Here is a 15,525-nt window from a genome sequence, read left to right as displayed (position 1 = left end):
GCCCCATCACGGCGCGGCCATCCCGGGGGGGGGTGCGTCCGGACGCGCCCGGCCGGCTGAGCACCGAGCTGTCGCCGCCCGAACCTGACCAGGCCCTACTAGGACGTGAGCCGGACCGGAAGCGCCTCGACGCTGTTGCCCAGGAAGCTGCGCTGGCGCGGGAGTCGTTCCTCGGGGACCGCGAGGTCCAGGGTGGGGAAGCGGGTGAAGAGCCGCTCCAGGGCGATGGTGGCCTCCAGGCGGGCGAGCGGGGCGCCCACGCAGTAGTGCGCTCCGTGCCCGAAGGACAGGCCGCGGGCGGCGGTGGGACGGGTGAGGTCGAAACGGCCGGCGTCCGGCCCGTGGAAGGTCTCGTCCCGGCCCGCCGCGCTGTAACCGGCGAGGACGGGCGTGCCCCGCGGGATCACGGTCCCCCCGAGGGCCAGGTCGCGGGTGGGGTAGCGGAACGGGAACCAGCTGATCGGGGAGTCCCAGCGCAGCGTCTCGTCCACCGCATCCGACCAGGTGGCCTTCCCCTCGCGGACGAGGGCGAGCTGGTCGCGGTGGGTGCACAGCGCCCGCACGGCGTTGGTGATGAGGTTGAGGGTGGTCTCGTGGCCCGCGACGAGCACCAGCCGCATGGTGCCGGTGAGTTCGGCCTCGCTGAGCCGGTCGCCGTCGCCCTCCCGGGCGGCGATCAGTGCGCTGGTGAGGTCCTCTCCGGGATGCGCCCGGCGGGCGGCCGCGACGGCGCCGATCAGCTCGACCAGTTCGCGTACGGCGGCCATCACCTCGGCCGGCGGGACGTCGGTCGAGACGATGACGGTGTTGGACAGGTGGTGCAGCCGGCCCCGGTGCTCGTGGTCCACCCCGAGCAACTCGCAGATGACGCTCATCGGCAGCGGCAGGGCGAAGTGCGCGCGTAGGTCGGCCGTACCCTCGGGGGATCGGGCCGCGGCCTGCTCCAGGTCGTCGAGGAGGCCGGCGGTCAGCTCCTCGACGCGCGGCCGCAGCCGTTCCACCTGGCGGGCGCTGAATGCCCTGCCGACCAGGGAGCGCAGTCGGCGGTGGTCCGCCCCGTCGGCGGTGTGCATGCCCCGGGCGTCGGCGAAGACCCGCAGCGGCCAGTCCGCGGGGATGGTGCCGTCGTGCAGGGACGGGAAGTGCCGGCCGTCCTTGGCGACATCCGGGTGGGCGAGGAACTCCTTGAGCTCCTCGTGTCCGAGCACGACCGCGCCGGGTACCCCGCCGGGCAGGACGACCTCGGCCACGGCTCCCCGGGCGCGCAACCGGGCGTTGAGGGCGTGCGGGCAGCCACCGGCGGGATCGATCACGTGCGGGGTGGAGCGGAGGGGGGAGGACAAGCCGCTTCTCCTGACCTGAGGGACGGGGCCGGGCGGGGGCGGGGGCGGGAACGGGAACGGGAACGGTCAACAGTGCTCTCTGCGGCGGTGGTTGACAAGACCGCCCTGCCCCGCCGCCGCGGCTCAGAACCAGGTGAGAGTGAGCGCGAAGGACGCCCCGCCGCTGCGCAGCGTGTAGGAGGCCCCGGTCGGCGAGAAGGCCCCGTCGGTGGTGAACACCGGGCCCGGCCGGACCTCGCTGAGGGTGTTGACCTGCCCGGTCACGGGCGGCAGCGGCGCCCGGTACAACCGGCCGGCCGCTCCGATCAGTTTGCCGGCGATGTAGAGCCGGCCGGTCACGGGGTCGGCGAGCAGGGACTCGGCGCCGTGCCTGCCGTCGGCGTAGGCGAACCGGTGGGTCACCGGCGTGACCGTGGCGTCGGCGAGGCGCTCGGGTTCGGCGAAGGAGTGCACGGCGATCTCCGTGCGGCCGCTGAAGTTGTCCCCGATGTCGCCGACCAGGACCGTGGAATCGCCCGCGGCGTCCTTTCATCCAGGCGACGGCGGGCAGGATCGTGGCGAGGGCCGCGGTCGCGAGGGCGGCGGCCCGGTGGGCTGTGAGGGCTCGGGACATGCCCACCATGTGAGGGGACGTCAGCCGATGGCACCAGGCCGCGCCACCTCACGTTCGAGCATCGTTCAATGCCGGGACGGCATGACCCGGTCAGCGCACCGGTTCCCGGACGGGCGCCTTGTGGCCGGCGTGGGCGATGAAGGCGCGGGCCGCGCGGCTCAGCGGCCGCCGGGCGTGGGCGATGCCGACGGGGCGTAGCAGGGGAGGCGTGAAGGAGCGGATCTCCGCCCGGTTGCCGAAGGCGCGCAGCACCACGTCCCGGTACCAGATGAGGGAGCCCCGCCCGTCGGTGACGCCCGTCACCCAGGCGAGGCGCTCGTCGACCTCCAGAGCGGGCACGGGACGCACGCCGAGACAGCTGAACATGGCCTCCATTTCCGTGCGCCGGCCGGTCCCGGGGGTGGGCAGCACCATCGGCAGTCCGTCCAGCATGCGGAAGGGGAGCGGGCGGGGCAGCCGGGAGCCGAGCGGTGAGATGAGCACGACCTCGCGTTCCTGGATGAAGTGGGTGGCGAGTTCCTTGTCGATCGGCAGGTCGACGAGGGCCAGCTCGGAGCGGCCACGGTTCAGTTCCTCCACGAGGGCCTCGCGGCCGTCGTGCTGCTGGAGCCGGACGTCCACGCCCGGATGTCGCTCGGTGAACGCCGCGACCAGGTCGGAGGCCAGGTCGAGGGCCAGGGTGGGGGTGGTGACGAGACTCAGGGCGGCCCGGACGCCCTTGCCCTCGGGGCTCCCTATGTCGTCGATGGCCTCCACGGCGTTGAGCACGGTGCGGGCCAGCCGGACGACCCGGGCCCCCTCCGGTGTGAGGTCCACCCCCCTTCCCCGCCTGGCCAGGAGTTCGACGCCCAGGTCCCGTTCCATGGCCTGGACGGCCCGGGAGAGGGCGGACTGGGCGACGAAGACCGAGGCGGCGGCTCCGGTGATGGAGCGGCAGTCGGCGACGGCGACGAGGTAGCGGAGTTGCGCGAGTGTGGGGGTCATGACCGGACGGTAACCGCGCGAGGCCGTACCTGTAAGGGGCGTCCCGGCCGCAACCGGCGCGCCACGGCGCGGCGTTCATGCCCGGTCGACGGTGAGGCATGCCGGTACGGCATGCCCCCGGGGATGCGGTGCGGTGGCCCGAGCGGTGGGGTCGCCCCGGCTTCGGGGGAATAGCCCCAGGCCATCGGCTCGGCCGGGGTGCGGCAGGGGCCCGCCCGGGGGGTGTCCCGAGCGCTCCGCTCGTCGTGATAACGCGAAGCACCGTATTCCGTATGGCTGTTGACAGTGCATGGTGACCACCGCACGATGCATCTCCGGCGTGAGGGTGTTTGACCACGGTTCAAGCCCGCCCCACCGGCGGCGGGCCGCCCGGCCGATGTGCGAGACCGACGCACCCCCGTTCTCACATCCTTCCGTTCTTCCGTTCTTCCGCTCTGTACTGCGCCATGTCACACAGCATTGGAAGAGGAGCGCCCGTGACCCCCCATCCCCCGCAGCCTGCCTCCGCCCGCGACCTGGTCGTCGCGCTGACGCCGTTCGAGGAACCCCATCCGCGGATCGTGACCGCCGCCGAGCGCGCCGGCGCCCTCGGGCTGCTGGATCTCGGACGGGACGCGGCCGCCGCGCGGCGCGCGTTCGCGGAGCTGGCCCGCCGCCTCGGCGACGGGGGCGCGGGCGGCGCTGACGGGGGCGGGGCCGACGGGGGCGGGGCCGACGGGCGCACGGGCGGCGGCTCCGGGGAGGGCCCGGGCGGCGGCGGGCCGCAGCGCGGCGGCCGGTACGGCGTACGGGTGCCCGCGGGCTGCCCGCTCGGGCCGGGCGAGCTGCCGCCCGCCGTGGACACGGTGCTGCTCGCGGACCCCGCCACCCACACCCCGGAGCAGGTGGCCGCCTGGGCCGGGGCGGTCGGCCTGCCGCGGGTGTGGGCCGAGGTCACCAGCCGGGCCGAGGCCGCGCGGGCCGTGGCCGCCGGGGCGGACGCACTCGTCGCCACGGGCCACGAAGCCGGCGGCCGGGTGGGCGACACCACCACCTTCGTGCTGCTCCAGCAGCTCCTCGCCGGTCCCGGATGCGCGGTGCCCGTGCGGGCCCGGGGCGGGATCGGGCCGCACACCGCCGCCGCGGCCGTCGCGGGCGGGGCCGCGGGCGTGCTGCTCGACGCACAACTCGCCCTGACCGCCGAGGGCGAGGCCGGCCTGCCCGCCGACGTGCTCGCGGCGCTGCGGGCGATGGACGGCTCCGAGACCCGGCTGGCCGACGGGCACCGCGTGTTCGCCCGCCCCGACCTGACCCCGCCCCAGGGCCCGGTGCCCGCCCTGCTCGGGGCGCGCGACCTGCGGACGCAGCTGCTGCCCGTCGGACAGGACGGGGCCGCCGCCGCCCGGCTGGCCGCGCGGCACCGCACCACCGGCGGGGTGCTCCAGGCGGTCCGGGCCGCCGTGTCCGGGCACCTGGCCGACGCCGTACGGGTGCGGCCACTCGCCCGGCCGCTCCCCGTCGCCCAGGGCCCGATGACCCGCGTGAGCGACCGGGCGGCCTTCGCCGAGGCGGTGGCCGTCGCGGGCGGGGTGCCGTACCTGGCGCTCGCCGTGATGGAGGGCGCCGACGTCCGCAGGCTGCTGGCCGAGAGCGCCGAGCGGCTCGGGGACCGCCCCTGGGGCGTGGGCCTGCTCGGCTTCGCCCCGGCCGGGCTGCGGGCCGAGCAGCTGGCCGCGGTGGCCGCCGCCCGGCCCCCGTACGCGATCATCGCGGGCGGCACCCCGGCGCAGGCGGCTCCGCTGGAGGCGGCCGGCATCCGCACCCATCTGCACGTCCCCTCGCCCGGGCTGCTGGAGCGCTACCTCGCTGAGGGGGCCCGGCGGTTCGTGTTCGAGGGGCTGGAGTGCGGCGGCCACGTCGGCCCGCGCGCCTCGTTCCCGCTGTGGGAGGAGCAGATAGAGCTGCTGCTGTCCTGCCCCGAACCACAGGCCCTGGACGTGCTGTTGGCGGGCGGGATCCACGATGCCCGCTCGGCCGCCATGGCGGTGGCGGCCGCCGCGCCCCTGGCCGCACGGGGGGCCCGGATCGGCGTGCTGATGGGCACCGCCTACCTGTTCACGGAGGAGGCGGTGGCGGCGGGCGCGGTGGTGGAGGGCTTCCAGCGGGCGGCCCTGGACTGCGAGCGGACCGTGCTGCTGCACACCGCCCCCGGCCACGCCACGCGCTGCGCGCCCACCCCGTACGCCGACACCTTCGAGGCGGCCCGCCGCCGTCTGGCCGAGACCGGCACGGAGCCGCGCCGCGCGTGGGAGGAACTGGAGGGCCTCAACCTGGGCCGCCTGCGCCTGGCCAGCAAGGGCCTGCGCCGTACCGCGTCCGGAGCCGGCGGGGCCGGGACCGAAGGCTCCGTCCTGGAGGCCGTGCCGGAGGAGCGGCAGTACGACGAAGGGCTGTTCATGCTCGGGCAGGCCGCGACCCTGCGGTCGGCGACGACCACCGTCGCCGCGCTGCACGCGGAGGTCACCGGAGGGGCGAGCGAGCTGCTGGAGCGGCGGGCCCGCGAGTTCGCCGCAGTCGCCCCGGCGCCGGCCCCGGCCGCGGATCCGCTCGACATCGCCATCGTCGGGATGGCCTGCGCCTACCCGGGCGCCCCCGACCTCGCCGCCTACTGGGCGCGGATCCTGGCCGGGACGGACTCGGTGACCGAGGTGCCGGCCGAGCGCTGGGACCCGGAGCTGTACTACGACCCCGACCCGGCCCGGGCCGGCGAGCGCACGCCCTCGCGGTGGGGCGGCTTCCTCGACCCGGTCCCCTTCGACGCCCTCGCGCACGGCATCCCGCCCGCCTCCCTGGCGGGGATCGAGCCGGTCCAGCTGCTGGCCCTGGAGATCTCCGCGCGGGCCCTCGGCGACGCCGGATACGGCCAGGGCCGGGACTTCGACCGGACCCGGACCTCCGTCGTCTTCGGCGCCGAGGCGGGCACCGAACTGGCGGGCGCCTACGGGCTGCGGGCCCTGCACCCCGCCTACCTGGGCGAGCTGCCGCCCGAGCTGGACGGGCAACTCCCCCGCCTGACCGAGGACTCCTTCCCCGGGGTCCTCGCCAACGTGATCGCGGGCCGGGTCGCCAACCGGCTCGACCTCGGCGGCGCGAACTGCACCATCGACGCGGCCTGCGCCTCCTCGCTGGCCGCCCTGGACCTGGCCTGCCGGCAACTGCGCGACCGGGACAGCGACATGGTCGTCTGCGGCGGGGCGGACGTGCACAACGGCATCAACGACTACCTGATGTTCGCCTCGGTGCGCGCCCTGTCCCCCACCGGCCGGTGCCGGCCCTTCGACGCCGGCGCCGACGGGATCGCGCTCGGCGAGGGCGTGGGCGCACTGGTCCTCAAGCGGCTCGCCGACGCGGAGCGGGACGGCGACCGGGTGTACGCGGTGGTCAAGGCCGTCGGCGCCTCCAGCGACGGCCGCTCCCTCGGCCTGACCGCGCCCCGCCCGGAGGGACAGCGGCGCGCGCTCGAGCGGGCCTACGCCCGGGCGGGCGTCTCCCCCGGCGAGGTGGGGCTGGTCGAGGCGCACGGCACCGGCACGGTGGTCGGCGACAGCACCGAACTGGCCGTGCTGACCGACCTGTTCAGCGCGCACGGAGCGGCGGTCGGCTCCTGCGCGCTGGGCTCGGTGAAATCGCAGCTCGGGCACACCAAGTGCGCGGCGGGACTGGCCGGGTTGATCAAGGCCGCCCGCGCGGTGCATGCCGGGGTGCGGCCGCCGACCCTGCACATCGACACGCCGAACCCGGCCTGGCGGCAGGAGACCAGCCCCTTCGCCTTCGACGCGGAGGCCCGGCCCTGGGCGGTGCCCGCGGAGCGCCGGATCGCCGGGGTGAGCGCCTTCGGCTTCGGCGGCACCAACTACCACGCGGTGCTGGCGGGATACGCCGGAGCCGAGGAGCCGCGCCACGGCCTGGAGGAGTGGCCGGCCGAACTGTTCTGCTTCCGCGGCGAGGACCGGCGGGCCGCGGGGCGGGCGATGGCCCGGCTCGCGGCCCGGCTGGAGGAGAACGACGCGGCCGGACGGCCGTGGGCGCTGCGCGACCTCGCGGCGGAAGCCGCGGCCGCCGGCTCCGGTCCGGTCCGCGTCGCGGTCGTCGCGACGGACCTGGACGGGCTGGCGGCCCGGCTGGAGAGGGCCCGGGCGTTCACTCCGGGCGAGGGGGTCCACGTACGGGACGAGTCGGCGGACCCGGGGCGGATCGCGTTCCTCTTCCCCGGGCAGGGCAGTCAACGGCCCGGCATGCTGCGCGAGTTGTTCCTGGCCTTCCCCGAGCTGCGCACGCTCCTGGACGAAGCTCCGGGCCCGGTGGTCCCGGCCCTCTTCCCGCCGTCCGCGTTCACCGCCGAGGGCCGGGCCGCGCAGCGGGCCGCCGTCACCGACACCCGGGTGGCCCAGCCCGCGCTGGGGCTCGCGGGGGCCGCGGCGCACCGGCTGCTGACCGCCCTCGGCGTCCGGCCGGACTGCACGGCCGGCCACTCGTACGGGGAGCTCACCGCGCTCTGGGCGGCGGGGGCCTACGACACGCAGAGCCTGCTGCGGTTGAGCGCGCACCGGGCCGAGGCGATCCTGGCCGCGGCCGGCGCGGATCCCGGGTCGATGGCGGCGGTGCCGGCCGCCCCGGAGGAGGTACGGGAGATCGCCGCGCGGGCCGGCTGCGTGGTGGCCAACCACAACGCGCCCCGGCAGTGCGTGGTCTCGGGCCCGACGGCGGCCGTCTCGGCGGCGGTGACCGCGCTGCGGGAGGCGGGCCTGTCGGCGGAACCCCTGGCCGTCGCCTGCGCGTTCCACAGCGAGGTGGTCGCGGGCGCGTCGGCCGGCCTCGCCGCGGAGCTGGCGCGGACGGCCGTGTCCGCGCCCGGCATCCCCGTCTGGTCGAACGCGACGGCCGCCCCGTACCCGGCCTGCGCCGAGGAGGTACGCGGCCTTGCCGCACGCCAGGTCGCGGAGCCGGTGCGGTTCGTGGAGCAGGTGGAGGCCATGTACGCGGCCGGTGTCCGCACCTTCGTGGAGGCGGGGCCCGGCCGGGTCCTGTCCGGGCTGACGGCACGGATCCTCGGCGCGCGGCCGCACACGGCGGTCGCGCTGGACGTCCCGGGCGAACACGGCCTGGTCCGGCTGGTCACGGCGCTCGCCGAACTGGCAGCGGCCGGCGTGCCGGTGGAGCCGCAGGCGCTGTTCCGCGGCCGGACGGCCGCCCTGCCCGAGCGCGCTCCGCGCCGACCGGGCTGGCTGGTCGACGGCCACCTGGTGCGCACCGCCGACGGCGCGCCCGTGGCCGGGGGCCTGCGGCCCGCCACCCGGGTGAGCGCGCCTGCGGCGGCGGCTCCGGCCGCGGACCGCCGCGAGGAGGCGGTGCTGGAGTACCTGCGCGGTACCCGCGAGCTGGTCGAGGCGCAGCGGGAGGTGCTGCTGGGCTACCTGGGCGCGCCGGGGGGCGCCCCGCGCGCGGGCGGCCGGGAGGACGCGTCGGGGCCCCGGCCCGGGGACCGGGCGGTGCCGGCTCCGGCCGTCACCGGGCCGTGGGACGGGACCGGGGCGTGGGACGGGGCGGGGTCCTGGGCCGCGGCGTCCGGTGACCGGATCGCGGCGCCGGGCGTCGAGGCCCGGGCGGCCCGGTCGCCGGAAGAGGTGATGGAGGCGGTCCTGGAGATCGTCCACGCCCGGACCGGATACCCCAGGGACATGCTCGACCCCGGGCTCGACCTGGAGGCGGACCTGTCCATCGACTCCATCAAGCGGGTCGAGATCATCGGCGCCCTGGCCGACCGGATCGGGCTGCCCCAGGACCCGGGGGGATCCGCCGAGTCAGCGGTGGAGGAGCTGTCCCGGATCAAGACGCTGCGGGGGATCGTGGACTGGGTCACCGTCCACGCGGGCGAGCCGGAACCGGCGCCGGAACCGGCCGGGAAGGCGGAGGCAGGGGCAGGGGCACCCGCCGGAGCGGCAGCGGCTGCCGCAGTCAGCGCCCGGGCGACGGTGGAGGCCGGACCGGCCACCGGAGTGCCCCGCGCGCCTGCGCCGCACGTGCCCGTGCCCGTTCCGGAGCCGGATCCGACGCACGATCCGGCACCCGTTCCGGTGCCGGAGCCGGCGCCGCTCGTCCGGCTCAGGGTGGACACCGTCCCCGTGGCGGTGGCCGCCGGGGACCTGGGGGTCCTGCGCGACCTGCGCATCGGGGTCGTCCAGGACGGACAGGGGCTCGCCCCGGCGCTCTGCGCGGCCCTGCGCGCGTGCGGAGCCGAGGCGCACGCGCTGGACCGGGCCGGACCGGGGTTCGACGGGATCGTCGACCTGACCGCCCTGCGGACCGGCGCCGAGCCCGTCCTGCCGCAGCTCTTCCCCGGGCTGCGGCAGGCCCTGACCGGCGGGACGCCGCGGCTGCTGCTCGTCACCGGGGCCGGCACCCCGGGCGCCGGCCTGCACGGCTTCGCGCGCGGCGCCGCCCTGGAGTTCCCCGCCGCCCTGGTCCGCGCCGTCGACGTCCACCCCAAGGAGGCCGCCGAGCAGATCGCGGCCCAGCTGCTCGCCGAGCTGAGCTGCCCGCCGTCGGCCAAGGCCCCGGCCTCCGTCGGCTACACCGCGGACGGGGCGCGCGTCACGCGCCGCCCCGTGCCCGCACCGCTCGCCCGGGCCGCGAACGCGGCGGCGGGCGGACCGGGGAACGAACCGGCGGACGGCCCGCGGAACGAACCGGCGGACGGCCCGCTGCTCGGCCCCGACTCCGTCGTCCTGCTCACCGGCGGGGCGCGGGGGATCACCGCCCGGACCGCGCTCGCGCTGGCCCGCGCCACCGGCTGCCATGTGGAACTCCTGGGACGCAGCCCCCACCCCCCGGCGGAACCGGACCCGTTCGGGCAGGCCACCGACCGGGTGGCGCTGCGTGCCGCGCTGATCGCCACGGGCCTGCGAACGCCCGCCGAGATCGAAGCGGCGGCCTCGCGGATCCTCGCCGAGCGCGAGGTACGGGCCACGCTGACGGCCCTGGCCGCGGACGCCGCCTCCGTCCGCTACCACCCCGCCGACGTCACGGACGAGGCCGCCGTACGGGCCGTGGTCGCCGACGTACGGGCCCGCCACGGCAGGCTGGACGGCATCGTGCACGGCGCCGGGGTGCTGCGCGACGGGCTGCTGCGCGACAAGCAACCGGCGGACTTCACGGAGGTGTTCACCACCAAGGTGACCGGTGCCCGGCACCTGGCCGCCGCGGCCGCCGAGCACGGGCCGGGGCCCGCGCCCCGGTTCCTGGCGCTGTTCGGGAGCGTCGCCGGGGTGTACGGCAACCGCGGCCAGTGCGACTACGGGGCGGCCAACGACGCCCTCGACGGCCTGGCGCGCACGTGGGCGGAGTCCTTCCCGGGCCGGGTGCTGTCCGTGGACTGGGGCCCCTGGGCGGCGGACGCGGGCGGGATGGTCACCCCCGAGCTGGAGCGCGCGTACGCCCGCCGCGGCATCCCGCTCATCGCGCCCGGGGCGGGTACCGCCGCGTTCCTCGACGAACTGGCGCACGGGACCGACGTACAGGTGGTCCTGATGGCCGAAGGGGGCCACGGGGATGAGTGAGCGCGAGCGGCGCGGCCCGCGGCCCACCGACGCGGCGATCGTCGGAATGGGCGTGGTGTTCCCCGGGGCCGCCGACCTGGCCGCCTACCGGCGCAACCTGCTGGCGGGGACGGACTCCATCGGCGAGGTCCCGCCGGAGCGCTGGGACCCCGAGGTGTACTACGACCCGGCGGGCGCCGCCGGACCGGCGGCGGGAGACCGGTTCTACTGCCGGCGGGGCGGATTCGTCGACGGCCTCGCCGCCTTCGACCCGACCCGGTTCGGGATCATGCCCGGCGCGGTGGAAGGAGCCGAGCCCGACCAGATGCTGGCCCTGCACGCGACGGCCGAGGCCGTCTCGGACGCGGGGGGCGAGGACCGGTTGCCGGCCGACCGTTCGCGGATCGGGGTGGTGCTGGGGCGCGGCGGGTTCATGGGCGTGGCCACGGCCCGGCTGGACCAACGGGTTCGGACCGCTCACCAGGTGGCCCAGACCCTGCGGGAGCTGGCCCCGGAGCTCGGTGAGCGGCGGATCGCCGAGGTGCGCACCGCCTTCCAGGAGGCGCTCGGCCCGGAGCGCCCGGACGCCTCGATCGGCCTGGTCCCGAGCTTCACGGCCGCCCGCACCGCGAACCGCCTGGACTTCCGGGGCCCCGCCTACACCCTGGACGCGGCCTGCGCCTCCTCGCTGCTGGCGGTGGACCAGGCGGTCGGGCTGCTGGCCTCCGGGCGCTGCGACGCGGTGGTCGCGGGGGCCGTGCACCACTGCCACATCGCGACGCTGTGGAGCGTGTTCACGCAGCTGCGGGCGCTGAGCCCGAGCGAGCGGATCCGGCCCTTCGACCGGCGGGCCGACGGCACGCTGCTCTCGGAGGGCACCGGGGTGGTGCTGCTCAAGCGGCTCGCCGACGCGCAGCGGGACGGCGACCGCGTCTACGCGGTGGTCCGCGGGACGGGTGTGGCCGGTGACGGCCGGGCGGCCAGCCTCATGAGCCCCCTGGTCGCCGGTCAGGTACGGGCTCTGGAACGGGCCTGGCGGGAGGCCGGGCTGGATCCGCGGGAGCCGGGCGCGCTGGGCCTGCTGGAGGCGCACGGAACGGGGACGCCCGTCGGGGACGCGGCTGAACTCGACACCCTGGCGCAGGTGTTCGGGCCACCGGTGGCCGGGCACGCCGGAATCGGTTTCGGCTCGGTGAAGTCGATGCTGGGGCACGCCATGCAGGCGTCCGGCATGGCGGGACTCGTCAAGGCCGCCCTCGCCGTGCACGAGGCGGTGCTGCCGCCGACGCTGCACCTGGAGGAGCCGCACCCGGGCCTGGCCGCGACGCGGATGCGGCCGGTGACGGCGGCGGAGCCGTGGGAGCGCGGGCCGCTGCCGCGCCGGGCGGGGGTCAACGCGTTCGGCTTCGGCGGGATCAACGCGCACGTGGTGCTGGAGGAGGCGCCGGGAGCGGCCCGCCCGGCGGCGACGGGCCGGCCGGCCGGCCCTCGGGCGGGCCGCCGGTTCCTGCCCGTGGGGATCCCGGCCGCGCCGGTCGGGGCGCCCGCGCGAGGCGGCGTACTGCTGCTGGCGGGGGACGGTCCCGCCGAGCTGTCGGCCCTGCTGGCGGCGGGCACCCCGGCGTCCGGGGGCGAGGGGCCCTGCCGGCTGGCGGTGTTCGGGCCGACGCCTCAGCGGCTCGCCCTGGCCGCGAAGGTGGTGGGGCGCGGGCGGGCCTGGCGGGGGCGCGGCGACGTGTGGTTCGCGCCGGAGCAGTTGGGCGGCCGGACGGCCTTCCTGTTCCCCGGCCTGGAGCCGGAGTTCGCCCCCGTGGTCGACGATGTCGCCCAGCGGCTGGGATCTCCGCCGCCCCGGCTCGGCCGGGGTGCGTCCCTGGTGGAACGGGCCGTGGACGCGATCGCCGTCGGCCGGTTCTTCGCCCGGGTGCTGCCGGTGCTCGGCATCGAGGCCGAGGTGCTGGCGGGCCACAGCCTGGGCGAGTGGGCCGCGATGGTGGCCGCCGGCATGTACCCGCAGGAGGCGGCCGACACCTTCCTGGACTCCCTGCGCCCGGGTGACGTGCATGTGCCGGATCTCGTGTACGCGGCGCTGGGTTGCGGCGCCCCGCGGGCGGAGGCGGCCCTGCACGGGCTGGACGGCGTGGTGGTCAGCCACGACAACTGCCCCCACCAGTCGGTGGTCTGCGGTGACCCGGGCCGGGTGGCGGCGGTGCTGGACCGGTTGCGGGGCGAGGGGGTGCTCGGACAGGAGCTCCCGTTCCGGTCCGGCTTCCACACGCCGATGTGGGAGCCCTACCTCGGCCAGGTCCGCGCCGCCTTCGCGCGGCTGCCGCTGCGGGCGGGCGCCCTGCCGGTGTGGTCGGCCACCACGTGCGCGCCGTTCCCCACGGACCCCGCCGACGTGCGGGAACTGGTGGTCCGCCACCTGCTGGAGCCGGTTCGCTTCCGCGAGTTGACGCTGCGGTTGTACGAGGAGGAGGGCGTGCGCCGCTTCGTCACGCTGGGCCCGGGCAGTCTGCCCGGGTTCGTCGAGGACACCCTGCGCGGCCGGCCCCACCTGTCGGTGTCGACGTCCTCCCCCCGGCTCGCGGGGCTGGCGGCGCTGCGCCGGACCTGCGCCGCCCTCTGGGCGGAGGGGCACGCACCCCGCTGGGATCTGCTGACGGATGGGGAGGACGGGGCCGAGGCAGGGGCGGAGGCCGGTGCGGGCCCCGCCCACGCCCCGGCCCCCGGCCGCCGCTCCCCGCACGACACCGGGCCGAACACCGCGCCCGGCTCCGGCTCCAGCTCCAGCTCCGGCTCCGGCTCCGGCTCCGGCTCCGGCTCCGGCCGCAGCGTTCCGCTGGACCTCGGGTCTCCGCTCGTACGGCTGGATGAGGCGGCCCGCGCCTCGCTGAGCGGCCTCCTGGCAGCCCCGGTACCGGTGGTGATGGGCACGCCGGCGGACCGGCCCGGTCCCCGCCCCCTGCTGCTGTCCGCCCTGGACGCCGTGCTGGCCGACACCGGCGAGGCCGCCCGGAGCGTCACCGAGGCATGGTCGGCCACCCGGGCGGACCCGGGCGGCGGCGCTCCGGCGGGACCCGACGCCGCGGGGCGCACCGCGGGAACCGTCGAAACCACCGGCACCACCGGCACCACCGGCGCCGCCACGGAGCGCCTGCGGCTCTCCCTGGCCGCGCTGCCCTACGTACGGGACCACTGCGTGTACCTGCAGCCCGACGGCTGGCCCGAGGACTCCGACCGGTTCCCCGTCGTGCCCATGACCACCATGCTCGAGCTGGCCGCCGAGGCCGCCCGGCGCCACGCGCCGCCCGGTCTGCACGTCGTGGGCTACGAGGACGTACGGGCGCTGCGCTGGCTGGCCGTCGAACCGGCCGTCGACGTCGAGGTCACCGTCCGGGGCGACGGGCCCGGTCGGGCGCGCGTCACGCTCGAGGCGTACGCCTCGGTGGTCGTCCTGCTCGGCGACCGGTACGGGCAGCCGCCCCCGCCCGACACCACACCCCTGCGCGATCCGCGCCCCGCCCCGGTCAGCGCCGAGGCCCTCTACCGCGACCGGTGGATGTTCCACGGCCCGCGCTTCGCCGCCGTGCACGCGGTGCGGACCGTCGGCGCGGACGGCATCGAGGGGGTGCTGCGGGCCCTGCCCGACCCCGGGGCGCTCCTCGACGCCGCCGGTCAGCTCTTCGGGCACTGGATGCAACTGCGGCTGCCGGTGGACCGGTTGGTGTTCCCCGCCACCGTGGAGCGCATCCGCTTCTTCGGTCCCCCGCCCGCCCCGCTCGACCTCGTCGCGGCCACGGCCCGGATCCGCGAGGTGCGCGACACCACCGTGCGCGGCGACCTCGAACTGCGCCGCGCGGGCGGCGGGGTGTGGGCCCGGATCGAGGGGTGGACGTACCGCCGCTTCGGCGCCGACGAGCGGGTGTGGCCGATGAAGTTCACCCCGGAGGTCTGCGGCATCGGCGAGCCCCGGCCGGAGGGCTGGTGCCTGGCCCGGCGCCGCTGGACCGATCCCGCCTCCCAGGAGCTGGTGATGCGCCGCTACCTCGGCGCCGCCGAGCGGGCGGCGTACGAGCGGCTGTCGCCGCGTGCCCGGGCGCCCTGGCTGCTGGGCCGGATCGCTGCCAAGGACGCGGTGCGCCGGCTGCTGTGGGACGGCGGGGCGGGCCCGGTGTTCCCGGTGGAGGTGCCCATCGGCAACGACCCTGCGGGCCGGCCGCTCGCCGAGGGCCCGCTGGCGCGGGGTCTGGGGCTGTCGATCGCCCACAAGGACCGGCTCGCGGTGGCGCTCGCGCACCCCGGCCGCGCGGTCGGCATCGACCTGGAGCAGGTGACGGCCGACCCGGACGCGCTGGTCCGCATCGCCCTCGGACCGCAGGAGGTCCGGCTCGCCGAGCGGCTGGCCGCCTGCGAGGGCACCGGCCTGCCCGCCGCGGTGACCGCGGTGTGGTGCGCCAAGGAGGCCGCCGCCAAGGCCGGGGGCAGCGGGCTCGGCGGCCGCCCGCGCGACTGGCGGGTGGCCGAGGACCCGGACTCCGGCGCGCTGCTGGTGCGCTCCCCGGACGGGCAGCCGTACCCGGTCCGCACCACCCTGCTCGCCACCGACCCGCCCGACCACGTCGTCGCCTGGACCGCTCCCGCGGCGGCACCCTCCCCCGTCCCCTTCCACCTCACGGAGACCCGTCATGGCACCTGACATCCTCGCCGAGATCACCGGAATGCTCGTGGAGATCGTCGGCGACGAGTACCTGCTCGCGGAGGAGGTCACGATGGAGACGACGTTCAACGAGGACCTGGCGCTGGAGAGCGTCGAGTTCGTCGCCCTCGCGGAGCTGCTCCACCACCGCTACGGCGCCGAGGTGGACCTCATGGAGTTCCTCGCGGAGAAGGACATGGACGCGATCCTCGCCATGTCCGTCGGTGACCTCGTCACCCACATCGGCCGGATCACCCGGGCTTCCCTCGCCCGCTCGGCGGCCTTCCCGGCCGGCTCCGCGGGCTGAGCCGG

6 protein-coding genes are annotated in these 15,525 nt (G+C 77.1%); 3 read left to right on the top strand and 3 right to left on the bottom strand.

All coding sequences use genetic code 11. The features are described from left to right. Nucleotides 1-98: 98 nt before the first annotated feature. The 3 genes from AC07FY_RS05060 to AC07FY_RS05050 all read right to left on the bottom strand — a co-directional run bounded on the left by AC07FY_RS05060 (nt 99) and on the right by AC07FY_RS05050 (nt 2,940). Nucleotides 99-1,343, bottom strand: coding sequence for a cytochrome P450 family protein (locus tag AC07FY_RS05060; RefSeq protein WP_479000542.1), 1,245 nt, complete (start codon nt 1,341-1,343; stop codon nt 99-101). 123 nt (nt 1,344-1,466) lie between these two features. Continuing rightward, the gene (locus AC07FY_RS05055; protein WP_479000539.1) at nt 1,467-1,796 is read right to left on the bottom strand and encodes a hypothetical protein; all 330 of its coding nucleotides are present in this window, start codon (nt 1,794-1,796) and stop codon (nt 1,467-1,469) included. 250 nt (nt 1,797-2,046) lie between these two features. Next, entirely contained in the window at nt 2,047-2,940 is an 894-nt protein-coding gene (locus AC07FY_RS05050) for a LysR family transcriptional regulator (protein ID WP_479000536.1), read from the bottom strand. 476 nt (nt 2,941-3,416) lie between these two features. Here AC07FY_RS05050 and AC07FY_RS05045 point away from each other — a divergent pair, with 476 nt between their 5' ends. The 3 genes from AC07FY_RS05045 to AC07FY_RS05035 are packed head-to-tail and all read left to right on the top strand — an operon-like array spanning nt 3,417 to nt 15,520. Continuing rightward, a complete protein-coding gene (locus AC07FY_RS05045; protein ID WP_479000533.1) occupies nt 3,417-10,535 on the top strand; it encodes an SDR family NAD(P)-dependent oxidoreductase in 7,119 nt (2,372 codons plus the stop codon). Beyond that, the gene (locus AC07FY_RS05040; RefSeq protein ID WP_479000530.1) at nt 10,528-15,213 is read left to right on the top strand and encodes a beta-ketoacyl synthase N-terminal-like domain-containing protein; all 4,686 of its coding nucleotides are present in this window, start codon (nt 10,528-10,530) and stop codon (nt 15,211-15,213) included. Before AC07FY_RS05045 ends, AC07FY_RS05040 begins: the two co-directional genes overlap by 8 nt. Further along, nucleotides 15,203-15,520: an acyl carrier protein gene (locus AC07FY_RS05035; protein ID WP_479000527.1), complete on the top strand. Its 318-nt coding sequence runs from the start codon at nt 15,203-15,205 to the stop codon at nt 15,518-15,520. The genes AC07FY_RS05040 and AC07FY_RS05035 overlap by 11 nt, the downstream gene beginning before the upstream one ends. Nucleotides 15,521-15,525: the final 5 nt, after the last annotated feature.

This window comes from Streptomyces sp. NPDC045967 (genome assembly GCF_056430495.1).
Note: the sequence above shows the minus strand (reverse complement) of the source record. Positions and strands in the feature narration are given on the sequence as shown.

Bases quoted from the DNA above. Each gene is read 5' to 3' on its own strand.
- AC07FY_RS05050 (WP_479000536.1), bottom strand. From the start codon at position 2,940: ATGACCCCCACACTCGCGCAACTCCGCTACCTCGTCGCCGTCGCCGAC.
- AC07FY_RS05040 (WP_479000530.1), top strand. From the start codon at position 10,528: ATGAGTGAGCGCGAGCGGCGCGGCCCGCGGCCCACCGACGCGGCGATC.
- AC07FY_RS05035 (WP_479000527.1), top strand. From the start codon at position 15,203: ATGGCACCTGACATCCTCGCCGAGATCACCGGAATGCTCGTGGAGATC.